Here is a 21,926-nt window from a genome sequence, read left to right as displayed (position 1 = left end):
GCGATGCCGAAGACGATGCCGTCCTTGTTTTCCTTGACCATGCCGCCCCAGTCGGCGCTAGGCGGCTGCACGCCGAGCCCGAGGAAGGACAGCGTCGACAGGAACAGCACCGCATAGATGAAGCGCAGGCCGAGTTCCGAAACCAGCGGCGACAACGCGTTGGGCAGGATCTCGCGGAAGATGATCCACGCGCTGCCTTCGCCGCGCAGCTTGGCCGCCTCGACGAAATCCATGACGTTGATGTCGACGGCGACCGCCCGCGAGAGGCGGTAGACGCGGGTCGAGTCGAGGATGCCCATGACCAGGATCAGCGTCACCAGATTGGTTGGCAGCACGGAGAGCACGACGAGGCCCATGATCAGCGTCGGGATAGACATCAGGAGATCGACGAGGCGCGACAGCAGCGTGTCGAACCAGCCGCCGAAAACCGCCGCCGAGAAGCCAAGGATCGCGCCAAGCGAGAAGGACAGCGCCGTGGCCAGCACCGCGATGAGCAGCGTGACGCGGGCGCCGTAGATCATGCGCGAAAGGAGGTCGCGGCCGAGATTGTCGGTGCCCAGCCAATGTGTCGCCGACATCGGTCCCCAGACGTCGCCGACAATCTCGCCATTGCCATAAGGAGCGATCCAGGGCGCGAAGATCGCCCCCAGCACGAACAGCGCCGTCAGCACCAGGCCGATCAGCGCAGGGATGGGGATGCGTTTTATGTCGAGCATGCCCGCTCCCCTATTTCGGATGTCTGAGACGCGGATTGGCGACGATCGCCGCTATGTCCGCAATGATGTTCAAGCTGATGTACACGGCGGCGAAGATCAGGCCGACCGCCTGCACCACCGGCACGTCGCGCTTGGTGACGTGGTCGACGAGATATTGGCCCATGCCCGGGTAGACGAAGATCACTTCGACCACGACGACGCCGACGATGAGATAGGCGAGGTTGAGCATGACGACGTTGATGATCGGCGCAATCGCATTGGGAAAGGCATGCCTGCGGATGACGGCGAATGCCGAAAGCCCCTTGAGCTCGGCGGTTTCCACATAGGCCGACTGCATGACATTGAGGATTGCGGCGCGCGTCATGCGCATCATGTGGGCGAGCACCACCAGCGTCAGCGCCGCCGCCGGCAGCATGATCGCCTGCATGCGCTCGCCGAAAGGCATTCCGTCATAGACCGTCGAGATGCCGGGGAAGATCTGGTATTTCACGGCAAAGAAATAGACCAGCACGTAGCCGATGAAGAATTCGGGAAACGAGGTCGAGGCAAGCGCCAGTCCGGAGATCAGCTTGTCGACCCAGCCATTGCGGTAACGCACCGCAATCAGGCCGAGAATGATCGCCAGCGGCACGGCAACGACCGCCGCCCAGAAGGCGAGGAACAGCGTGTTCCACAACCGCCCCTTGATCGACGTCGCAATATCCTGCCCGCTCGACATGGCGGTGCCGAGATCGCCGGTCACGACGCCGCCGAGCCAGCGGAAATAGCGGATAAAGGCCGGATCGTTGAGGCCGAGCTGCTCGCGCAGATTGGCGAGCGATTCCGGTGTCGCCGACTGTCCGAGGATGGCTTGCGCGACATCGCCGGGCAGGATTTGGGTGCCGGCGAAGATCAGGACCGATACGGCCAACAGCAGCAGGATGCCCAGCGCAATGCGCTGGGCCACCAGTTTCACGATGGGTGACATTGGGCTCGCCCGGATCAGGCCGTCAGCCAGCATTTGGCAAACGCGTAGCCGCCGTCCATCAGCTCGCCCCTTCCGCCGCCATAGCCGCCGACCTTGTCAGAGATGGCATCGATGAATTGGTTGAACATCGGCAAGATCGTCCCGCCCTCGTCGCGAACAATGACGGCCATCTCGCGATAGAGGTTCTTGCGCTTATTCTCATCGAGTTCGGCGCGGGCCTCGGTGAGAAGCTTGTCGAATTTCTCGTTGGAGAAACGAGTTTCATTCCAGGGCGCAGTCGACAGGTAGGCGGTCGAGTACATCTGGCTCTGTATCGCTCGACCAGACCAGAAGGAGGTGCAGAACGGCTTCTTGTTCCAGACCTCCGCCGAGTAGCCGTCGTCCGGCTCGCGCTTGACCTCGAGGGTGATGCCCGCCTTTGCACAGCTTTGTTGGTAGAGCTGTGCTGCATCGACCGCTCCAGGGAAGCTGGAATAGGCGGTCCGAAGAAGAATGGGGCCGCTGTGACTAGATTTCCTATAATAATGCTTGGCTTGGTCAGGATCGAAGGTGCGCTGTTCGATGCCCTCAGGGAACAGCGGATAGGAGGCATTGATGGGAAAGTCATTGCCGACCGTGCCGTATCCGTGCAGGATTTTGTCGACCATCTCCTGCCGGTCCATGGCGAGCTTCAGCGCCATCCTGAGATCCCTGTTGTCGAAGGGCGCGGTGTCGCAGCGCATGATGAAAACATAGTGCCCAGGACCTGACACGGCCTCGACCTTCAGGTTGGGCACGCGCTTGACGAAATCGACGACCTTGGGCTCGACCTTATTGATCATGTGCACGTGGCCGCTCTGCAGCGCGGAGATGCGGGAGGTAGCGTCGTTGATGACGATGATTTCGACTTGGTCGGCGAAGCCCATTTTGTCGGCCTGCCAGAAATTGGCGAAGCGCTCACCGCCGTGGCGGATGCCAGGCTCGTTGACTGTCACCTTGTAGGGACCTGCGCTGATGCCTTCGGCCGGATTGTCCCTGCCGCCGTGGGGCTGGACGACGAGATGGTAGTCCGTCATCAAGAAAGGCAGCTCGGCGTCCGGCTCCTTGAGGGTGATGACGACGTCCCGCCCGTCGGCCTTGAGGCTCTTGATGTTGCGCATAATGCCCAATGCGGCGGATTTCGATTTCTCGTTGGAATGACGTTCCAGTGTCGCCACTACGTCTTCCGCCGTCACGGTCTTCCCGTTGTGGAACTCCACGTCTTGACGGATCTTGAAGGTCCAGATTTTGACGTCGTCGGACGAGCCGACTTCCTCGGCGAGACGATTCTCCAATCCGCCGTCAGGCGTCAGAGCCACCAAATACTCGCCCCAACACTTGCCGAAGATGCCCGGCAGCGTCACGAAGGTGGCCGGATCGAGACTTTGAGTCGACCCACCGCCATCGAGGCCGCCTTTGATAATGCCACCGCGGAGAGGCCCCTGGGCGCGCGCGGCTCTGGCAAGGAGCGAATTGGCGAACGTTGCTGAGACGCCGAGCGCCGTCGCACGGCCGAGAAATTCGCGTCGGTTCAACCGGCCCGCAGCGACGCCGCGGCTGAGATAGTCGAGTTCCTGTGACATTGGGATGCTCCTTTTTGCATGTGTTGCCCCTGGGGGCCGACAGCCTCTTTTGGTTACTCTACCAACGTCAACTGAGCGTTTAGCGCGAATTACCTTATATTATCGCAGGAAAGCGTCGTTTTCTCGATGCCTACGCAGTTCAGAGCGGCCTGTGGCGATGACTGGTGACAGGCCACGCCGATGGGTGAGACCACCTACGCCCTCGCGGATTATTTGCAAAGTCGGTGCCGGGTCTGTATGGCGCCCCTCGCCGCAAAATGCCGACCATCGTACGCCTGGCCGCGAAAGGCCAAAGATCGGGTCTATTAAACCACACGAGAATTTCTCGTCCGCGCCTGACGTTGCAGCGGAAGGCTCTGCGGCTGCTCTTGCGCGTGCAATCGAAGAGCTTGGAAATCGTCATTACCCACACCAGCTGGAACCGGTGTCATGACCCCGAAAAGCCAGCATTGCTCACGAGGTGGGCCCCCCCGGCCGGTGCAGGAATGCGGAATGCTGATGATGTGCCGACATCAATCATCGTTGCACCCAGTATGACCTAACCGGCCTTCACCACTTGCGGCCGACCAACGGCAACGACCAGAAGCTCGGAACTGCGACAAACCTGTGCAAGGTTCCTGTTGCGCGAGTGGGCCGTTGTACAGTCGGAGTCACGCCTAGGTAGCAGCACCCACATTGGCTTTCCGGAGGGATTGGCGCGACGACGAAAAGCGTTCAAGCCGGAAGGTCCTCTCCGCGGATGCAACGTACGCACAGTCTCCACTGTCACATAGAAATTGACACGTAAATCCTCTTGTATTCATTCTGATTAATCGCGGGCCACCGAGGCCTCAGGGCAACGAGTTCAGGTTAACGACGGCGTGTAATTTGTGGTCTGTCGCAGGTAGCCATGAGCGAAGTTGCTACGCCGCGCCGCAAGAGCCTTTTGGAGCATTTTTCGGCGATTAAGGACAATCGCCAGTCCTGCAAGGTGATGTAATCCGCTGAGCGAGGTGCTGCTTTTGGTTTGTCTGTGGCACGATGGCGGCCTGCGACGACTATGACGACATCGTTCTGTGGGGGAACAGGCATCTCGACTTCCTGCGGCGTCTGCAGCCCTACCATTTCGGCATTCCCTGCGCGGATTGGCTGCGGGTGGTGATGAACCGGATCGGACCGGACCTGTTCGCTTCCTGCTTTCTTGCCTTCGTTGCCGAGCGTCTGCCCGAAGCAGTCGGCCAGATCGCCATCGATGGCAAGACCTCACGCCGCAGCCACGATCGCGGGCGTGGACAGGCGGCGCTGCACCTGGTCTCGGCCTATGCGACAACCCACAGCCTGGTGCTGGGGCAACGGGCGGTGGCCGACAAAATCCAACAAGATCACCGCCATTCCCTTTCTGCTGCAGGAACTGGCCGCGTCCGGAGCGCTGGCCGGTAGTCTCGTTTCCATCGACGTCATGGGCTGCCAGTCCGACATCGCGGAGACGATCGTCGATCTCGGCGGCGACTATCTGTTGGCCACCAAGGACAATCAGAAGACCGCCCATGCCGAGATCCAGCTCTATTTCGATGCCGATCCGGCCAATGAGATCGATGCGCTCACCGAGGTCGAGAAGGGCCATGGCCGCATCGAGACGCGCCGTCACCTCGTCTCGCAGCGTGTCGACTGGATGAGTGGCAGAAGGCGCTATCCCGATGAGCCGCGCTTCAAGGGCCTCAGCACCATCGCCATGGTCGAGACCCGCATCGAGACCGGCGCCGAGGTCAAGGGTCGAGCGGCGATGCTACATTTCCTCTCGCATCCTCACCGCAAAAACCTTCGCCGAGGCAGCCCGAGCCCATTGGGGGATCGAGAACGGCCTGCATTGGGTTCTCGATCCAGTTCAAGGAGGGCCAGGCCCGCCTGCGCCGCGGCCACGGCGCCACAAACATGGCCATGGTCCGCCACCTCGCCCTCAACCTCATCCGAGCCATGCCCGGAAAACAATCCATCAAGGGAAAGCGAAAACTCGCAACCTGGGATATCGACTACCTGATGGCAGCTCTCCAACTCCGTTAACCTGGACTCGTTGCCCTGCCGAGGCCTGAATACGACTTGAATCAGAGATCGCTTAAATTGTAAACTGCACGATTATTCTTGTAGAGAACCATGCGCGCTGCCTCTATGGCCTCGTCGAAGGCGAGACTACCCCCGACGACATAATCGGTCAAAGCCTTCGCAAGGTATCGCTTACCCCATCGTCCGGCGAGCCAGAACAGCTCGGGCACGTGGTAGTTGTCGCTGGCAAACAGGATCTTTGAGAGCGGAACCGCCTCCATTACCTGCTTATACCTCTCGTAGAGGCTCTGGTGGACGAACGGGGTCATGATCGACAGCTCGAAATAGCAGTTCGGATACAGGTGGCTCAGCCAGGCCGCCTTGCCGACCGAAGGATAGCCGGCGTGCAGCGGGATGATCTTCGGCATCCGCATCATGTTGTCCTTGTCAAACCGAATCACTTCTTCCAGGTAGAAGGGGTCCTGGTTGCGCAGGATCACCTCGGGCGCTTCGCCATCACCGGTGTGGATTTGCATCGGCATGTCTCGCTTAAGACATTCCTCCAGGGTCAGCGTGAACGTGTACCGCCGCAGGTCCTTCGATATATTCAACGCCGCCTGCCGTTCCATGAATGGCAGTACCGCGTAGGATTTCCGCATCGCATCCCACGACTTAGCCGCAAGAGCTCGGTCGTAGAGCGGTTCGATCAGGCCGATAAACGGCAACAGGTAAGACTTCATACCTACGGATTTCTTGCCGAAATTTCCGGTGCCATCCATGATTTCGAGAAGACGTTTAGAGTAGAGGAGCTCGAATTCGTCGAAGGAAATGTCCATGCCAAAGAATTCACGCTGGATTTCCTCAATGCGGGCAATCCTGTGGGTCCGGCAGGGCAGGATTGCCTGCTCGAATTTGTCGATGGCCGGCCGGCCGCAGCTTTCGTGATAGCCTGTATCGAGCATGATGTTTTCCAGGTTCACGTCCCGGAAGAGTGAATTGATGTAGAACCAATAATCCCGGCCTCGGTCATTCCGTGCTTCGATGACGGCTTCGAATGTCGGCTCGCAATTCAAGAACTGTGCAAGCTCCTTTGTCAGGAACTTGATGAAGATGCTTTGGGACAGGTGGTACGTCATCTCGTCGACCTTGGCCTTGATACCGTAAGTCTTGTCGAGATCGTGCCGGGCAGCCTCGTCACCGGTAAGCCAGCGGTTATATATCCCCACGGGGAAGTATTTAGGAAACGGGTATCCGGCCAGCGAAACGCGTTCGAGATAGCGCTGGGGAGTCGTAATCGCATCGCGGTCAGTAACAAGGTGACAATGCGTGTCATCAAGCGGAAGCGCGTTGACCACCTCGAACATTTTGGAAAATTCTGGATCCTGCCGTTCGAGAAATAGGGGCAGGTGATTCAATTGGCGAGAACTCGACGGCGTTGTGGTCGCGGTCCCAGCAGCCAGATTTGTTCCGCACGCGGTGATTTGAGTTGCCCTAGTCATTGCTCGGCATCCCGGTCACAAACCCACCCATAGTCAGCTCGACGTATTCGATCATCTTTTTTACGTTCGTGGGGTTATAGTCGCCACGACCGACATGATCCCCAAGTTTCTCAATGCGCATCAGCGTTCTGTTGCCGTTGCGCAACATGTTGCGGAAGACTGGGATCGCCGCTCCGCTTTCGATGTATGTCTTCGTCGCATTCCCGAGGCGCCCTTTGGCGAGACAGAAGTTCATCACCCAGCTCAGGATGAGGTGAGGCGCCGTATACCATCCCCAGGTCAGGCTTCCCAGAGAGTAGGCAATGACGGCGACGCGGTTCGGATCCCGCTTAGTACGATAATACTCGACGGGCTGGATTACATGGGGATGATGGCCGAGGATCAAGTCCACCCCTCCTCAACCAAAGAATGAGCTGCTTCGACCTGTCGGAGCCGTGGAAAAGATTCGAACTCCACACCCCAGTGGATTGAAGCGATGATGAAGTCGCATTCTTTTTGCTTGCAGTCCCTGATTTGTGCACGCAGGAGCGAGAGGTCCGTCGGGACATATCTGGACATCAGCTTGGATGTATGGACCCGAAACTGCTCACCTGCGGGAAATGGTTTGCCGTTCAGGCCAAATGTGACCGACACAAGCCCCAGGCGGATTCCTTTGCAGGTGTAGATCTTGGCTCTTCCATATGCTTCAGCCGTCCGGGGCGCCCCGATATCCAGGATGCCGTCTCGCTCAAACAGATTCTGAGTGGCCGAGAGCGCCTCGCCACCGAGGTCGAGCGAGTGATTGTTTGCGGCATTGAGGATGTCGAAACGCCGACCTTTATGCTCTGTCAACGTTTTGTATTGCGCCTCGCTACAGCACATAATGAATGACTTTCCGTCGACCGCGTACTCCTTCGCCGCCTGCTCGTCCACGACCACCGACTCGTAATTGCTGAACACGACATCCTTGTTGAAGAGAATATCCTCGATGCCTTCGAACAGGATGTCCTTTGACTGACCTAGGCCATTCGCCTGGATAAGATCTCCCCCGGTCCCCATAGTAAGGGACTGCTCTGCCTGGAACCCCTTTGGCAGACCGACCATCGATGCATTGTCCTTGAAGATGGCCTCGGAGACCTGCTGCTTCGTTCTTGTTATGGGATTTCCGCTTGCGTGGTACCAATAGGCAATATCGTTGGCGGTGAACTCGGGGCCGTCGACCCCGACGTCATCGAGGGGGAAGTCCCACCACCCAAAGATCCAAGCTTTGCGGAGCGCTTCCCTCGTTTCAGGCGTGACAGGGAAAGCTGCGAGCGGATTGGCCGGAAGGGGATAAGACATGTCAATACGTCCTATTTTTTGTTGGTAAATTCTGGAGCTTTGGATCAGAGGGCGCCGGCATTCCCCAAGCCTTCACAGCTTACACTGTCCTCTTGTCCGTCATCGGGTTGAGCTTCGCGCTCTCGACATCATAATCGACCCACTGCCGACGCCTATTGGCAGCGCGTTATTGTTGAAGTCGTATTGAGAAAGCTGGAGGCAAGCGGTTATGCCGCTGCCCATAAAGATGAAGCCGCCAGAATGGGCGTTCAGCACACAAAGAGAAATCTCCGCAGCCTTATTAGGTGCCTTGTCACGTCGCAACATATCCAGCCTCCCAATTGGCCCTCTAGAAGCCGACAGTAACAAACAAGGCCGGCGGTATCATGCTGCTTTTGCCGGATTTGGGCCGTAATCCGGCGTTCAACCGGGAAGCTCGGCAGTCTTGCAGCACCAGAATAGAGTTGTGCTTTCAGATGTTGAATAGTTGCCAGTGATAGCCGGCCGTTGGAACTGCCTCAACTCGACCGGATACCTGGGCATCACCGTGGCGATCGCGCGAACGGCTTTCAGGGTGGGTTCTTCTTCCGACTGCGGCAGTTCGCATTGCGCGTCAGTCCACCTCTTGCCTGGGCCCGCAGTGGTCCTGCTGGATCTCCTGGTCTAGTTGAGCTCGCACCATCAGAGCGTGGTTAGATCAACGCGCTCGAAGGCAAAGATGTGCACGAACAAGTTAGCCGGTGCGGTTGTTCAGCCCCCTTTTACTGGCAATGGATGACGAATTGTCCGATCCGCGCCGTCGAGACGTGCTGAAAAGGCCGCCTCGACTAGCCGCCGGGCGCAATCGCGCCAGAGCCAATTGTCACGATGGCCAGAGGATTTCAACACCACGCCGATTTTCCTTTGCAGGAATATAACTTCTTACATCATCCCACAAACTTTGTACGATTGTGATAAGAAGAGATATTCGCATAATGGTGGGTTATCTCCTCATCAATCTTTATGTCCTTTATCGCAACGATGGCGGCCCACGCCCCCGACTCTTCGTTGGCCCAAACTATTTTCGTGTTTGGGGCATCAGAGTGATTTACGATTGATATGAAGCCGAAAACAACATAACCTGCTATTAGCTCCTTCCCGAGTTGTTGGTCGTTTCGCACGAAGTAGTACTCAAACAGTCCGGTTTCGTCTAATAATTTCGCAGCCGAGTCGTCAAATCCCCAGGTTGGCGCTCTCTCAATTACTTCTCCTGCTTTGAAAGGAATATTAGCAAACACTCCGCGACCTTTTAGGGGAATGTTTTTTACGTACACAGCGTTGTTGCAGTCAAAAATTTTTTCGCCCATCGTGCGTCCTTTCCTAGTACTGAGCATAGGGTGTTTCCTACACGTGTTCACCACCGACAGGTCCGCCCTCTACATCGACGGCTAGCCCCTCTTGCGATATGCTCGCTGTTCTTCGCAGCTAGCCGCTCTTGGCGGACTGCCGTCACGTTTTCGCACCCGCCATGCGTCTCGCATGGCGCCGTAGTCGACCGGCAGCCGTTGAAATACGCTCAAATGGTGGGCGCATCCTCTAAGGGACGAAAAAGGCTCAAGCCTTGCATTTGAGACTTCGGCTCGACACGTGCGCTCCGCCAACATAGCTCGTCCTCAAGCTCATCATACCTACCAACACGCATAGTCGCGTCAGAAAGATTATGAGCAAGATGAACGGTAGTAGCCCCGCGGACGCCGCCAGGATTGCCGGAACGGATCGCCGAACCTTGTCGACTAGGTGGGCGCCCCGACAAAAGCCGGACGGGAGGAACTTGACCACGCCGTACTGGTAACCGGCAGCGGCACCCCATCCGGCTGGCAAAAATGCGTGGCCACCTGAGCTGAAGATCCGTTGGCGCGGGGGTGTCTGCTCACCCGCTCATGAGCCTGCCGATTAAGCCGGGCCCGCGGCTAGCGTCCACAGTATGGGCCGGGGTCACCCCGCATCCATCCTACCAAAGGTGCTCCGGCGCTTCATGAGCAGCAGCGCCGCGACTTCATCGAGCCAGCGCCCCACGCCCGAGGTCGGCAGCAAACTACCAGGATTAGTAGGTTTCGTTCACTACGTTCATACTTAGATTAGAGGCTGTTCTGGGAATGCAACTCGGCGAGTATAACGACCCCACAAGATATAAGCGGCACAATCGGGCTGCGTCCAGTTCGCGCAACTGGAGGAAGCGTGCTGAGTCCCTGAATTGAAATAGACGAAGGATTTGAACATGGGTAGAGCTAGCGGTGCGTCACGTGGCATGAAGGCCTTCGAACACCTAGAATCAAACGTACGGATATACTCACGTTGCTTTCCAAATATTTTCAGCCGTGCGCGCGGCTCTATTATGTTAACAGAAGGCGGTCGAAATGTCATTGACTTCTTTTCTGGTGCCGGAGCACTGAATTATGGTCATAACAATCATCGTATCAAAGCGGCCCTTATCGAATACCTAGGGAGCGATGCCGTAATTCACGGGATTGACATGGCCACTCCTGCAAAACTTGAGTTCATGGAGACATTTAATTCTGCCATACTTGACAAACGAGGGATGAAATATCGGTTTCAGTTCACCGGGCCAACAGGTGCTAATGCTGTTGAAGCAGCTTTAAAATTGTCGCGGAAAGTCACAGGACGCCACAATGTGCTGTCTTTCACTAATGGATACCATGGCCTGAGTTTAGGGGCACTTGCTGCGACCGGGAATGGTTTTTATCGTCAGGGCAGCGGAGTTCCGCTATCCGGCGTCACATTCATGCCATATGACGGGTATCTCGGCCCAGCTTGCGACACTGCTGACTACCTGCGAAAGGTATTTCTAGACAGAAGCAGCGGCATTGACCCCCCAGCGGCCATTCTAGTCGAATGTGTACAGGGCGAAGGCGGTATAAACGTAGCTGGCAAGGAGTGGCTGCGCTCAATTGAGGCTGCGGCAAAAGAGACCCGTGCTCTTTTTATAGTTGACGATGTCCAGATGGGCTGTGGTCGAACGGGGGACTTCTTTAGCTTTGAGTTCTCCGGGGTGTCACCAGATATTGTTATACTATCAAAATCGCTAAGCGGGTACGGTCTGCCACTATCGGTCCTGCTGATCAAAGAGGAGGTTGACGCATGGCAGCCAGGAGAACACACTGGGACGTTTCGAGGAAATAACCTCGCGCTTGCGAGTGCAACGGCGGCTATAAATATCTATTGGCAGGATCACGCCTTCTCGGAGGATGTTAAGCGTATAGGAGAACTGATGCGAGCTCGACTTGAGGCCACGTCCCTGAAGCACGGGAATAGTTTCCATGTTCGAGGGCGGGGTATGGCGTTGGGCTTCGATTGCCAAACGGCCGAAATCGCTGAGGGTACAGCGCGTACAGCATTTGAGAAGGGCTTGATGGTCGAACGATGCGGACACATTGATCAAGTCGTTAAATTTTTGCCTGCACTTACGATCGACACGGAGACACTAAATCAAGGCCTTGACCTGTTCGATCAGTCTTTGAGCGAAACGCTGCAGCAGGCTACGTGTTTTGCCGGAGCAGGCGGACAGTGGTCGGGAAGGGTTGGGTAGCTCAGTCTGCAAGAAATAGCATCCGCAGACGAAGCCCGGCGAAATGCTGGCGGTGTTGAGCGGATCGGGGCTCCGGTCGTGCGATGCTCGACGTCGTTTCTGGCATAGGCGCTCTGCCTCTCCCCCTCCGACGTGGTGAACTGGACGCATTGTCGAACAGCACACAGTGTGAACCGTGTAGGATGCGGACGTTGCCGCGACATCGCTGCGGCGTCATTCAACGGAGGAGAACTTCGGAGCCGGTCGACGGCAATGAACATATCGATCGGCCTTGTCCTTTCCGAACGCTGACGGCGATCCCGGACACCTCGATCTCCGGTCGCCGGGTTGCCTGTGAACTGATGGAAACGATCGCTCAGCGCGGCAAGCCCGGCATGATCGTGTCTGATCACGGCCCCGAGTTCATCTTGAACGCCATCCTCACCTAGTCAAGATTCATCGGGTGGAATGGCACTACATCGGTATCCCCACAGTGACGGCCGCCTTGCTGAGGTGGGCTGAAGGCTGCAGGTCCTAGAGAGCACGTCCGGTTTAATCCGGTTCATATCCTGCGGCCTTGAAGTAGTTTGGTAGTTTGCGCATTCTGTTGGCGTAAAAAGGGTCGACAAACGCGCCGACGGTGTCCCATAGGGCTGCGATTGTCCGCTCGGCCCTCGCCCGCAGGAGCGCCTTGAGCTTTGCGAAGGCGTTTTCGATGGGGTTGAAGTCGGGGCTGTAGGACGGGAGGAACATCAGCCTTGCACCGGCGGCTTCGATCGCCTCGCGCACGCCCCCGGACTTGTGCGCTGTGCGCCGACAAATTGTCCATGACAACGACGTCGCCTGGCGCCAGGGTTGGCGCCAGCACCTGCTCGATATGGAGAGGAACACGACCCCGTTCATGGCGCCGTCGTAGACGAAGGACGCGGTCATTCCGGTCAACCTGAGCGCGCCGGTGAAGGTCGTGGTCTTCCAGTGCCCGTGCGGCACGCCGGCGCCCGACAGCCTTCGCCGCGCGGCGCTCTCCCGCGCAGGCGAGCCATCTTGGTCGACAGCCCGGTCTCATCGATGAAGACGAGCTTTGCCGGATCGAGGTCGAGCTGGCCGTCGAACCAGGCACGCCGGCGCTTCAGGATGTCGGGGCGATCTTGTTCCAGTGCGTGTGCAGACATTTTTTGAACGTCCAGCCGTGCCCCCGCAGCCAGTCGCTCAACGTGCTGCGGCCGATGCGCATGGACCGCTTGGCCAAGAGCCGCTCCACCATCTCGTTCAGCGTGATGTCCTTGCGCTCCTCGATCATCCCGACGATGAAGTCGCATGGGCGTCGAGACGCGAGCCGCGCCGTCGTCCCTGCGGTCGTGGTGTCGTCTCGCCCATCCGGGCGCTGCCGATCCAGCGGATCGCGCTCGATATCCCGACACCGAACCGAGCCGCTGCCTGGCGGGCCGATGATCCTTCACCCGCAGCCTTCACGACACGTGACCGCAGATCCTCACCAAGTGCTCTCGCCATCGTCCACCTCCATAAAAGTGGACGTTGAATCAGCCAAACCGATTCGCGTCACATCACAATCGATTCATCGATCCCCGGACGTGCTCTAGCAGGCTGTTGAAGAAGGATCACGTTTGGCCTTGAGGATAGCCTCGTCGCCGTTGTGATAGGCGAAGGTGATGTCGATCGAGCCGTCGTTTCTGCGGAGCCGTCGCCGGTGACTTCGTCCATCTCATCGAAGCCGGCCCATGTGAAGAAGACCATTGAGGGCCCGTACCCGAGATCGAGGCAGGCTTGCAGGGCGCCAAAGGCGATCTCACCGTGGTTGTCGGCCCCAATGGTGATTGTGGCGGGTCCGCCGAGGTCGAGATAGCCGCGATCCCACAGGTCAGCTTCGATGATCCGCCAGCGGCCGATCAGTTGACGGCCCGCGGCCGGCGTTCATGTCGGCACCGCCAGCAGCTTCGGCAACCGCACGAGATTGTATGCGGTGGCGTTGAAGGTGAAGGCCCATCCGACGCGGTCGCGGCCACGCGCTTCTGTCGACGGATTACTTCTCGGTCGACGGCACGCTGATCGAGGCCTGGGCTTCGATGAAGAGCGTCAAGCCGAAGGACGGCCCAAGCGGTGGTCATGGCGAGCCGCCGGCAGACGGCGGCGGACGCAACGCGGAAGCGAGAGGCGATCGAACGAGACGCACGCCTCGACCACCGACCCCGACGCAAGGCTCTACCGCAAAGGGGGGCAAGGGGGCGAAGCTGTGCTTCATCGGGCTTGGGCTGATGGAGAACCGCCATGGCCTTCTGGTCGACGCCTGCCTGACTCTGCCGACGGGCATGCCGAGCGGGTGGCGGCCCTGCACATGATCGAACCGCGTGCCGATCGTCCGCAAACAATCACACTCGGTGCCGACAAGGTCTATGACGCGCAGGACTTCATCAATGAAGCTGCGTTCGATGAAGGTGACGCCGCATGTAGCGCAGAACACCAGCGGCCGTAGTTCCGCGATCGACGGACGCACGACGCGACATAGCGGCTATGCCTGTCAGTCAGCGTATTCGCAAGCGCATTGAAGAGGCGTTCGGATGGATTAAGACGGTCGCCGGACAAGTCCACGTAGCTGAACAGTTCGCCCGTCTGTCCGTCACCGCCCCGCACGATTCACTCCCACCTCTTCGTGGTCAAAGTGAACCACGAACCTGAGACTGTCGCGAGCCCATTTTCAACAGCCTGCTATATGGCGCCTTCGAAATAGGTCGTAACGAACGGTGGACAAAGCGGCCGCCTGAGAACGTGTGGGTCTCGGAAACGTTAAGCGCAAGCAAGGGCGATAGGCAGACCTTATAGCAACTTCGACCGTGCTTTGATGGTTCACCATTGTCGTCCGAATCAAAGGATGCGCTATGGGCCAAGTTCTGCATGGAGCGCCACGACGACAGAGGCGGTCCGTCGAGCGATACAGCATAGTCAAGCGAGCCTGAGGACGCTTCGAAGCGCTACGGCGTCAACCCTAAGGCGGTCGCGAGTGGAAGAAGCGGAATTCGACCGCCGATCTGCCCACTGGCCCCAGAGAGCCGAGATCGACGCTTCTGTCTATCGGGAAAGAGGCTGTCATTGTCGCCTTCCGCCGGCACACGCTGCTGCCGCTCGATGATTGCCTCTATGCGCCGCAGCCCACGACCCCGCATCTAACGCGTTCTTCATTGCATCGCTGTCTGCAGCGTCACGGCATCGGCCGATTGCCAGATGTCGGGGGCGACAGGCCAGCGAAGAAGAAGTTCAAGGCCTATCCAATCGGCTTCTTCCACATCGATATCGCGGAGGTCCGAACAGAACAGGGCAAGCTCAATATATTCGTCGCCATCGACCGGACATCGAAGTTTTCCTTCGTCAAACTGCACGACTGAGCGTTTCATCCTCGATCCGTTCCACCAAATGCCGGGACTAAACATCTAGAAGTGACTGAACGTCGGCTACGAGGGTCACGTCAACTACCAAATGCCACAGTTTCGGTTAGTGTTCGACGCCTTTACGAACCCACGTTATAAATTCAGAAGGTGTTCTCGGCATGCGGGACAACGTGACCACATTAGAAGTGTCGAAGGCTATCTGTTCAGCCTACGAACTGGCGCGTACGTCTGGTCTGCATGTAAAAATGGGAACTGATTTCGAGGAGTATGTCAGGATCACAGATAGACTTCCCGGGAAGTCACAGACCTATCCAAGCTTTCGCCCCGACTGTTCTGATCTTCTGCCCGGAGAGGCTTTTTGGCTTATCGGGCGGGACGGGCACGGCAGGGTAGCGCATGTCCAAGCGATGCGGTTGTGCGATCTGACCAATACAACTCTTGATGCGCACATTGAGACGCTCAGAGCCTTCTTCACAGACCCTGATCTCAAGGCGGGGCCTGGTTCTTCGTGTAGCTGCAATGCACCGTCAGCCCAAGTAATAACAGGACTCGTAGCATACCGCGGCGATCTTTGGCTGCGGGAGGATTTTCGGGGGCGCGGTCTCGTAGCCGTTCTTGCTCGCATCGCATTCGGACTGGCCTTGGTTGAATGGTCTCCGGATTTCATCTACGCCCTGGTCGCGGGCTGGACCATCCATAAAGGCATAGTAGATCGCCATGGTTATGTGCACAAAGAGCCGTGTGGGGCAATCCTGCGCTTGCCCGCGCAGAGAATATCCGATGATGACTGGCTAGTTTGGTTGACCCGAGAGGAGGTGCTGAGGTTGCTTTCGAATGGCTCGAATGCATAGCGTGGATCAATCGGAAGCCCCAAGCAAAGTAGAAGAACAAACCTCGTTTGCGAAGCGAGGAATGCGGTGTTGAAGTCCTCCATTCCATCCGGCCATGGCAGTTGGGGCCTGATCCAGGCCGAAGAACAGGCTCTCGTTCAGGAGCTCATCGCGCATCTCCATTGAATGACTCGACGTAGCCGTGTGCATCGGCTTGCCCGGCGCGATGTAGGTATCCATCCGGTCTGGGCGGCGGCGGGGTGCGGTCTGTGTTAAGCTGCAGCGATGGAGATCGACACCGACCAGATCGATGATGCGGTCCTGGCACTGCTTTGGCTGACCCTGCAAATGAGCGGTGCGCCTGGAAGGGCTTTGACTGGGACGTTACGGATCGACTTCACCGGAAGGGATTGATCGCCGACCCGGTCACCAAGGCAAAATCCTTGATGTTGACGGACGAGGGTCTTCGGCGCTCGTAGGAACTGTTTCGCGCGCTGTTTACGCGGCCGACGCCATGAGCGCCCGAGCGGGCCGCCAGTTCCTGGCAGCAGGCCATCGAGCCGTGTGAACGGCGTGTCGGCGATGCGGGACAGAACGTCGGTAAGCCACGCCTGCGGATCGACGTCGTTGAGCTTGGCGGTGTTGATCAGCGTGGCCATGAAGGCGGCCCGATCAGCACCGCGCTCGGAGCCTGCAAACAGCCAAGCTTTCCTGCCGAGAGCAAAGCCACGCAGCGCCCGCTCGGCTGCGTTGTTGGTCAGACAAATCCGGCCGTCGCCGAGGAAGGTCGTGAACCCTTCCAAGCGCTTCAGCATATAGGCGATTGGCTCAGCAACCGAGAGCTTCGGGACAGTTTTGCCCGCTCGCGCCGCATCCATTCCTCCAGCGCCTCTGCGATTGGCCGGCTTTCCTGCTGGCGTCGTTGCAGGCGTTCGTCGGCGGCAAGACCCTTGATGTCGCCCTCGATATCAAACAGCAGGTCCATTCGTTTGACCGCCTCGAACGCGATCGGGGAGATTGGTGCGGCATCCTTGCCGCGCTTGGCATTGGTAGCGATGTCGGCGAGCACGAAGAACTTGCGACGCGCATGCGCCCAGCACAGCGCCTGGGTCAGCGGACCAGGGCGGCCACGATCTGCCTTGAAGAGAAGAACGGATTGTAGCCGCTATAGGCGTCCGCCCGCAGAATGCCGCTAAAGGTCTTCAGGTGCTGCGAGGGATGTTCCTGCCGCTGATCGCGCGAGGCACCCCGCGCTCCAGCTTCTTCGTAAACAGGCTGGCACCTTGGCCGTCATGCCAGATCACCTTGATCAGCCCTCCTCGACGCCCGCGGAAGCAGAACAGTGGCCGCAGTGCGGATCGCGCTTCAACGTCTTCTGCACCATCAATGCGAGGCCGGGGAGGCCCTTGCGCATGTGCATATAACCAGTCGCGAGCCACACCTTCACGCCGCTCGGGACCGGGATCATCGCCGCTCCAGCACATCCAGGATCCGGCCGAGCTCTTCGGTATCGATATTACTCTAATCCGCAGCCGACGGGCGCCGCCAGCTCGATCGTCACCGTGCTGCTCTTCTTGCGCGGTCGGGAGATCGGCGGTGGCTGCGCCTCGACGACCTCCACGGGAACAAGCTGCGGCACGGACCGCGCGGAGATCTGGCAGAGCTCCTTGCGCCACCGGAAAAGCTGGCTCACATGAAGGCTCGCCGATCGCGCGATCTCCGAACCACTGGCCCCAGGCTCAAACGTCGCAGCGACCAGCCGCTCATTCTCCTCCCGACTAGGCCATACACGCCCAAGACCAATGGAAAGGGCTGACGCAGACCCAGACGCTTGCAGGCTGCGCGGAAAGCTTCTGACCGGTAGCAGGAACCGTTGTCGGTCATCACGCGCTGCACCTTGATGTCGAGGCTGGCGTAATAAGCCATGGCAGCTTCCAGGAAGGCGACAGCGCTCTCCTTGCGCTGGTCTGGCATGACTTGGACGAAAGCGACGCGCGCGGCATCGTCGATGCAGACATGGACGAACTCCCGGCCGATGCCGAGATGACGGTTGACCGCGCCAGGATATCCCCCGGTGATGCGGTGCCCCACAGAGCCGATCCGGCCGAGCTTGTTGATGTCGAGATGGATAAGCTCGCCGGGGTGCTCGCGCTCATAGCGGCGAACCGGCTCGGTCGGTTCAAGGTCTTTCAGCCGCGACAGGCCGGCGCGTGCAAGCACCCGGCTCACCGTCGCCTTCGACACGCCGGTTTCTCTTGCGATGTGCTTGCCGGTCAGGCGCTGCCGGCGCAGTGCCGCGATCGCATCCGCCACGGCGGCTTCGGTTCGCCTCGGGCTCGTCTTCGGCCGCGAGGAACGGTCGGCCATGCCGGCGCGTCCCTCGGCCCGAAAGCGCTCCACCCAGGGCGTCACTACCTTCTCCGTCACGCCGTATGTCCGCGCCGCATGGGCTTTGAAAAGACGGCCTTCAACAACGTCGCGGGCCATCTCCTCTCGACGCAAAGGCGTCAGACGGACATTCTTGTGGACGTTCATTCGGTCCTCCGAGAATCACTGAGCTTCGACAACCTTAGCTTTCTCGGTCGGGGCCGAATGGACAACCTCCTGAAAGCTCACAGCTAGTCTAGACCGCGGTTAACCCGGTTACGGTCCGTCGTGACGGGCTAGAAATGATGAAGGATGACCAGAGGCCCCGCCCAGACGCTCCCAAGTCGGCCGGACAGCCCATCCCCTGCTTGTAGCGGCAACAGAAAAGCTGAGTGAAATGGGCTTAGCTCAAAGCAACACAGATTTAAAATATCTTCACAACCGCAAGCAGCTGGCGATGCTATCTATGCAGTGAGATCTGCACTCATGTACGGCTGAACAGTGGGTGTGCCAATTTATGCTCAATCGCCGTACAGTGCGCAACGAGGGTAACTGATGATGGTGTCTTTACGAAGAGCACTCCTCCTGCTTGAAGGCCATAGAAGTGGCCCGCTATACCTGAAGGCAGCCCAGCGGCTTGGTCTTCATCCAATTACGCTGTCGGTCGATCCAACTCAGTACAGTTACCTTGCCGCGGAAGATAGCGACGCAATCAAGGTGGATACAGGCAATCTCGATGCGCTGATCAGCGAATGTTCCCGGCTACGTGCAACATACGAAATTTCCGGAATTACCGGCTTTCCGGGCTTTGACGAGTCGCTTTATGCGACAGTCGGTCAGCTCTGCCGGCATTTCGATTTACCTGGACCGGACCCCGCATCAATCGAACAATGCTGCGACAAATTCGTTCAACGTCAGCTTCTCGCCGAATCCCACATTCCAATGCCTGCTTACCGCTTGGCCACCGATGCGATCGGGGTAGAGACCTCTGCCGCGGAGATCGGCCTGCCAGTGGTTCTTAAACCGGCCGCGGGCAGCGGTAGTAGCGGTGTCCGATTATGCCGCGATCACGACGAGTTGGCCGAACATACAAGTTATCTGTTGGGCGGGAAACACTTTTGGCAGTCTTCGCCGAGGATATTGGTCGAAGAATTCGCCGAAGGCCCCCTCTATTTTGCTCAGATAATGGGCACCGAAGTCGTTGCTATCGGCACAGCTCTGTACGGCCCACCACCGTACTTTGTTTGTAACCAGCTGGACTGTCCGGCCCTTCTAACCGAAGACGAGCATACACGTATAGTCGATATATCGCTTAGTTGTTTGCGAGCTCTCGGCCTCGGCTGGGGGCCAACAAACATAGAATTCCGGTGGACGAACGTTGGCCCGGTTGTCATCGAAGTAAACCCGCGTCTTGCGGGCGCGCCCGTTCCTGAATTGGCTCAGCTCGCTTACGGTGTCGACCTCGTCACTGAGCACATTAAACTTGTCATTGGCGACGATTGGGATTTGAGCAGAAAACATACGCAGGCTGCAGCTGCGAAAATACTGATTCCCGATCGCGATGGAATATTCGACTGGATCGATGGCGACACTCAGGCGACTTCAATCTCGCACATCGCTGAGGTCACATTGTATATCGAGCCGAAGACTCCAATCGTCCGGAAAGGTGATTACTTGGACAAAATTGGACATTTGGTCGCAGCATCAGATAGCCCTGCCGAGACTGCTGCGCTACTCCAGCGTGCTGTGGAGTTAATTCGCTGGTCCATCACACCATTTTCCACTGTTGACGACGAGGGATCCAGGAATATTGGCGCGCACAACGGTCCCAACCCGAACGCGGCCTGACGACAAAAGGAACGGGCTGTCACCAGATGGTCTTGGTGCCTTTTTGACCGCTTGACCGCTTAGCCAGCTTTAAGGCCCGCCCGCTTCACGGACAGCTCGGCGAGGCGCGCCGTCTTGTACCGCGAGCTCTTGCGCTGGAGCGCACGATCAGACGGAGACAGTGCTTGGCAACGACGTTCACGAGCGCCAGCGCAGCAGGTGCATCGGTGAGGACATCACGTGCAAATGGCTGGGGAGGAGACAAATGGAACGCCCGCCAATGACCGCCGTCTCTGAACGTCACGGCCCGGCTAGCGAGACCTCGGACCGGTTTGCTTTATCGGCGCGTCCGCCGAAGGCAGCCGGGGATACACTTGCAATCAAGTTCTGCCGATTTGTCGAGCAGACTGACGGAATCGCTCAATCCAAGCAGTCGTTCGAAGTGCTATCTGCGTTTGCGCTACATTTTGATTGCCCGTGGATCGCCTATGGCTCTGTAACCCCCGAGCGAAAATTTTCAAAGCCGCTGCGCCGGGGCCCGACAGTCATGCTGAATTATCCTGATGAATGGCAGGAGCGCTACATTGAAATGGGATATGACAGGATAGACCCGATAATAAAAACGAGTCGAAAGCGGTCGTGCGCCTTTCGCTGGAGTGATGTTTACGAGGACACAAGCACGACCGAAGAAGAACGCCGCGTATTCGATGAGGCTGCAACGTTCGGTATAAGGTCCGGCATTAGCGTTCCATTGCACGGCCCGAACGGGAGATTGGCTTTCATGAGCTTTGCTCAGCGAGGCGGCAGTGACTTTCATAATATTTCAATACAATACTTGCAGCTTGCTGCGGTTCATTTTCATCGACTCGGAGAGATGTTCGCAAGTTTGCACCAGACCAAGGCAGAGCCCGTTCTTTCATTGAGAGAAAGGGAGTGCATCCTATGGATATCAAGAGGAAAGTCGTCGTGGGAGATAGGAAAAATTTTGGGAATATCTCCTAATACAGTAAACTTCCACTTGAAAAACCTTAAGCATAAACTGGATGCCTCCAGCAGAACGCTTGCAGCGATAAAAGCCGTAAGCCTTGGAATTATTGAATCGTGAACCGGACGCCCCCCTGCAGTCACCTTCGGTCTGCCCGGCGGCCCATCCATCGCACCCTTATAGTTTCTCAAATCTTGTTAGGACATCCTTGATCTTCCGGATCAAAGGGCGCGCTCGTTCTTCAGCGCTAGGAGACCGAGACCGCAAATGTGCCGCCTTTCTCGGAGTACCAATATGGATATCCCTCTCCGCCGAGAAGGAGGCCGCGATGGCCGCGGCTGGCGAAGCATTCGACGGCTGCTTTTACACTAGCAGCCGACGGTCTTGCATCTCAGGCGCTTCCTCACATCTTGCGTTGACCCCGGCTCTCTCATCGCATTTAGCGCTAGGCAGCGTTTTGGCTTGGCCAAGTGGAAGCAGCGCGCTCGACGTCGTAAGGCGAGGGTGGTCGGCGCCGCGGCGTGCCACAATGGCAGCATGTGGAATGTTTCTTTTGTGGTATGGGATTAGGTCCGGCCGCATCATCGGGCTGCGGCGCGTATTCAGAGCCTCCAACTGCAAGCCGGCGCTGAGCCCGTTCAGCGACGGCAGTTCCATGAGATGCGCTCGAGGGCTCCGGGTAAGCAAGGGGTGCGGATCGACCCGATTCATCTTGGCGGTGGTCAGCAGCGTGGCAATGGTGGCCCATGGTCGTGGCCGACTTTGTAATAGCACGTCTGCTCCCCGCCGCGCCATGCTCCAGCCGGTTCGCGTGGATTTGCCCTCAAGGACCGCGATGGATGCCCGACCA

At 58.1% G+C, this 21,926-nt stretch carries 17 protein-coding genes and 9 pseudogenes; 9 read left to right on the top strand and 17 right to left on the bottom strand.

Going from position 1 to position 21,926, the window contains the following annotated elements:
* The 4 genes from AC0L2C_RS22205 to AC0L2C_RS22190 form a co-directional block, all read right to left on the bottom strand.
* Positions 1 to 716: ABC transporter permease (locus tag AC0L2C_RS22205; RefSeq protein ID WP_473524454.1), on the bottom strand; the 716-nt coding region annotated here is incomplete at its 3' end.
* A 10-nt stretch (positions 717 to 726) separates the two neighbouring features.
* Positions 727 to 1,683, bottom strand: coding sequence for an ABC transporter permease (locus tag AC0L2C_RS22200; RefSeq protein ID WP_473524453.1), 957 nt, complete (start codon positions 1,681 to 1,683; stop codon positions 727 to 729).
* Positions 1,684 to 1,697: 14 nt separating this feature from the next.
* Positions 1,698 to 3,284, bottom strand: coding sequence for an ABC transporter substrate-binding protein (locus AC0L2C_RS22195; RefSeq protein WP_473524452.1), 1,587 nt, complete (start codon positions 3,282 to 3,284; stop codon positions 1,698 to 1,700).
* A 538-nt stretch (positions 3,285 to 3,822) separates the two neighbouring features.
* The gene (locus AC0L2C_RS22190) at positions 3,823 to 4,038 is read right to left on the bottom strand and encodes a hypothetical protein (RefSeq protein ID WP_473524451.1); all 216 of its coding nucleotides are present in this window, start codon (positions 4,036 to 4,038) and stop codon (positions 3,823 to 3,825) included.
* A 135-nt stretch (positions 4,039 to 4,173) separates the two neighbouring features.
* Here AC0L2C_RS22190 and AC0L2C_RS22185 point away from each other — a divergent pair.
* A pseudogene (locus tag AC0L2C_RS22185) lies at positions 4,174 to 5,324 on the top strand (ISAs1 family transposase).
* Between the two features lie 41 nt (positions 5,325 to 5,365).
* On the opposite strand, the gene AC0L2C_RS22180 reads toward AC0L2C_RS22185, so the two are convergent.
* The 3 genes and pseudogenes from AC0L2C_RS22180 to AC0L2C_RS22170 all read right to left on the bottom strand — a co-directional run bounded on the left by AC0L2C_RS22180 (position 5,366) and on the right by AC0L2C_RS22170 (position 9,447).
* Complete coding sequence (locus tag AC0L2C_RS22180) at positions 5,366 to 6,667, bottom strand: amidohydrolase family protein (protein ID WP_473524450.1); 1,302 nt, start codon at positions 6,665 to 6,667, stop codon at positions 5,366 to 5,368.
* A gap of 127 nt (positions 6,668 to 6,794) precedes the next feature.
* A pseudogene (locus AC0L2C_RS22175) lies at positions 6,795 to 7,840 on the bottom strand (CapA family protein).
* Between the two features lie 1,187 nt (positions 7,841 to 9,027).
* Positions 9,028 to 9,447, bottom strand: coding sequence for an SET domain-containing protein-lysine N-methyltransferase (locus AC0L2C_RS22170; protein WP_473524449.1), 420 nt, complete (start codon positions 9,445 to 9,447; stop codon positions 9,028 to 9,030).
* Positions 9,448 to 10,388: 941 nt separating this feature from the next.
* On the opposite strand from AC0L2C_RS22170, the gene ectB reads away from it, so the two are divergent.
* Positions 10,389 to 11,687, top strand: coding sequence for a diaminobutyrate--2-oxoglutarate transaminase (gene ectB, locus AC0L2C_RS22165; RefSeq protein WP_473524448.1), 1,299 nt, complete (start codon positions 10,389 to 10,391; stop codon positions 11,685 to 11,687).
* A gap of 191 nt (positions 11,688 to 11,878) precedes the next feature.
* Positions 11,879 to 12,115, top strand: a complete 237-nt coding sequence (locus AC0L2C_RS22160) for a hypothetical protein (protein WP_473524466.1) — start codon at positions 11,879 to 11,881, stop codon at positions 12,113 to 12,115.
* Between the two features lie 103 nt (positions 12,116 to 12,218).
* On the opposite strand, the gene AC0L2C_RS22155 is transcribed toward AC0L2C_RS22160, so the two are convergent.
* The 4 genes from AC0L2C_RS22155 to AC0L2C_RS22140 are packed head-to-tail and all read right to left on the bottom strand — an operon-like array spanning position 12,219 to position 13,178.
* Positions 12,219 to 12,599 carry a transposase gene (locus AC0L2C_RS22155; protein ID WP_473524447.1) on the bottom strand — a complete coding sequence of 127 codons (381 nt, stop codon included), beginning with the start codon at positions 12,597 to 12,599 and terminating at the stop codon, positions 12,219 to 12,221.
* Between the two features lie 5 nt (positions 12,600 to 12,604).
* Positions 12,605 to 12,838 carry a hypothetical protein gene (locus tag AC0L2C_RS22150; RefSeq protein WP_473524446.1) on the bottom strand — a complete coding sequence of 78 codons (234 nt, stop codon included), beginning with the start codon at positions 12,836 to 12,838 and terminating at the stop codon, positions 12,605 to 12,607.
* Entirely contained in the window at positions 12,796 to 12,966 is a 171-nt protein-coding gene (locus AC0L2C_RS22145) for a hypothetical protein (RefSeq protein WP_473524445.1), read from the bottom strand. Before AC0L2C_RS22145 ends, AC0L2C_RS22150 begins: the two co-directional genes overlap by 43 nt.
* Entirely contained in the window at positions 12,963 to 13,178 is a 216-nt protein-coding gene (locus tag AC0L2C_RS22140) for a hypothetical protein (RefSeq protein ID WP_473524444.1), read from the bottom strand. Before AC0L2C_RS22140 ends, AC0L2C_RS22145 begins: the two co-directional genes overlap by 4 nt.
* Before the next feature lie 515 nt (positions 13,179 to 13,693).
* Here AC0L2C_RS22140 and AC0L2C_RS22135 point away from each other — a divergent pair.
* The 3 genes and pseudogenes from AC0L2C_RS22135 to AC0L2C_RS22125 all read left to right on the top strand — a co-directional run.
* Positions 13,694 to 14,360: pseudogene (locus AC0L2C_RS22135) on the top strand (transposase); the annotation flags it as partial.
* 200 nt (positions 14,361 to 14,560) lie between these two features.
* Positions 14,561 to 15,058, top strand: a pseudogene (locus AC0L2C_RS22130) (transposase family protein); the annotation flags it as partial.
* Positions 15,059 to 15,225: 167 nt separating this feature from the next.
* Complete coding sequence (locus AC0L2C_RS22125; protein WP_473524443.1) at positions 15,226 to 15,918, top strand: hypothetical protein; 693 nt, start codon at positions 15,226 to 15,228, stop codon at positions 15,916 to 15,918.
* An 84-nt stretch (positions 15,919 to 16,002) separates the two neighbouring features.
* Here AC0L2C_RS22125 and AC0L2C_RS22120 read toward each other — a convergent pair.
* A pseudogene (locus AC0L2C_RS22120) lies at positions 16,003 to 16,128 on the bottom strand (integrase core domain-containing protein); the annotation flags it as partial.
* A gap of 54 nt (positions 16,129 to 16,182) precedes the next feature.
* Between AC0L2C_RS22120 and AC0L2C_RS22115 the strand changes: the two are divergent.
* Positions 16,183 to 16,376, top strand: a pseudogene (locus AC0L2C_RS22115) (DUF6429 family protein).
* A gap of 114 nt (positions 16,377 to 16,490) precedes the next feature.
* Here the strand turns inward: AC0L2C_RS22115 and AC0L2C_RS22110 are convergent.
* The 5 genes and pseudogenes from AC0L2C_RS22110 to AC0L2C_RS22090 all read right to left on the bottom strand — a co-directional run.
* Positions 16,491 to 16,966, bottom strand: a pseudogene (locus AC0L2C_RS22110) (IS66 family transposase); the annotation flags it as partial.
* A 41-nt stretch (positions 16,967 to 17,007) separates the two neighbouring features.
* Positions 17,008 to 17,103, bottom strand: a complete 96-nt coding sequence (locus AC0L2C_RS22105; RefSeq protein ID WP_473524465.1) for a hypothetical protein — start codon at positions 17,101 to 17,103, stop codon at positions 17,008 to 17,010.
* Positions 17,100 to 17,281: pseudogene (tnpB, locus tag AC0L2C_RS22100) on the bottom strand (IS66 family insertion sequence element accessory protein TnpB). The gene AC0L2C_RS22105 and the pseudogene tnpB overlap by 4 nt, the downstream one beginning before the upstream one ends.
* A 132-nt stretch (positions 17,282 to 17,413) precedes the next feature.
* Complete coding sequence (locus AC0L2C_RS22095) at positions 17,414 to 17,590, bottom strand: hypothetical protein (RefSeq protein ID WP_473524442.1); 177 nt, start codon at positions 17,588 to 17,590, stop codon at positions 17,414 to 17,416.
* A 122-nt stretch (positions 17,591 to 17,712) separates the two neighbouring features.
* Positions 17,713 to 18,432: pseudogene (locus AC0L2C_RS22090) on the bottom strand (leucine zipper domain-containing protein); the annotation flags it as partial.
* Positions 18,433 to 18,819: 387 nt separating this feature from the next.
* On the opposite strand from AC0L2C_RS22090, the gene AC0L2C_RS22085 reads away from it, so the two are divergent.
* On the top strand, positions 18,820 to 20,112 hold the full coding sequence (locus AC0L2C_RS22085) for an ATP-grasp domain-containing protein (RefSeq protein ID WP_473524441.1): 1,293 nt from the start codon (positions 18,820 to 18,822) through the stop codon (positions 20,110 to 20,112).
* 244 nt (positions 20,113 to 20,356) lie between these two features.
* Positions 20,357 to 21,196, top strand: a complete 840-nt coding sequence (locus AC0L2C_RS22080; RefSeq protein ID WP_473524440.1) for a LuxR family transcriptional regulator — start codon at positions 20,357 to 20,359, stop codon at positions 21,194 to 21,196.
* The last annotated feature ends 730 nt before the right edge of the window (positions 21,197 to 21,926 follow it).

The organism is Mesorhizobium sp. WSM4845, assembly GCF_055811455.1.
Note: the sequence above shows the minus strand (reverse complement) of the source record. Positions and strands in the feature narration are given on the sequence as shown.

Bases quoted from the DNA above. Each gene is read 5' to 3' on its own strand.
- AC0L2C_RS22150 (WP_473524446.1), bottom strand. From the start codon at position 12,838: ATGTCTGCACACGCACTGGAACAAGATCGCCCCGACATCCTGAAGCGC.
- ectB (WP_473524448.1), top strand. From the start codon at position 10,389: ATGAAGGCCTTCGAACACCTAGAATCAAACGTACGGATATACTCACGT.
- AC0L2C_RS22170 (WP_473524449.1), bottom strand. From the start codon at position 9,447: ATGGGCGAAAAAATTTTTGACTGCAACAACGCTGTGTACGTAAAAAAC.
- AC0L2C_RS22125 (WP_473524443.1), top strand. From the start codon at position 15,226: ATGCGGGACAACGTGACCACATTAGAAGTGTCGAAGGCTATCTGTTCA.
- AC0L2C_RS22180 (WP_473524450.1), bottom strand. From the start codon at position 6,667: ATGTTCGAGGTGGTCAACGCGCTTCCGCTTGATGACACGCATTGTCAC.
- AC0L2C_RS22155 (WP_473524447.1), bottom strand. From the start codon at position 12,599: ATGACCGCGTCCTTCGTCTACGACGGCGCCATGAACGGGGTCGTGTTC.
- AC0L2C_RS22085 (WP_473524441.1), top strand. From the start codon at position 18,820: ATGATGGTGTCTTTACGAAGAGCACTCCTCCTGCTTGAAGGCCATAGA.
- AC0L2C_RS22195 (WP_473524452.1), bottom strand. From the start codon at position 3,284: ATGTCACAGGAACTCGACTATCTCAGCCGCGGCGTCGCTGCGGGCCGG.
- AC0L2C_RS22080 (WP_473524440.1), top strand. From the start codon at position 20,357: ATGGAACGCCCGCCAATGACCGCCGTCTCTGAACGTCACGGCCCGGCT.
- AC0L2C_RS22145 (WP_473524445.1), bottom strand. From the start codon at position 12,966: ATGATCGAGGAGCGCAAGGACATCACGCTGAACGAGATGGTGGAGCGG.
- AC0L2C_RS22200 (WP_473524453.1), bottom strand. From the start codon at position 1,683: ATGTCACCCATCGTGAAACTGGTGGCCCAGCGCATTGCGCTGGGCATC.
- AC0L2C_RS22140 (WP_473524444.1), bottom strand. From the start codon at position 13,178: ATGGCGAGAGCACTTGGTGAGGATCTGCGGTCACGTGTCGTGAAGGCT.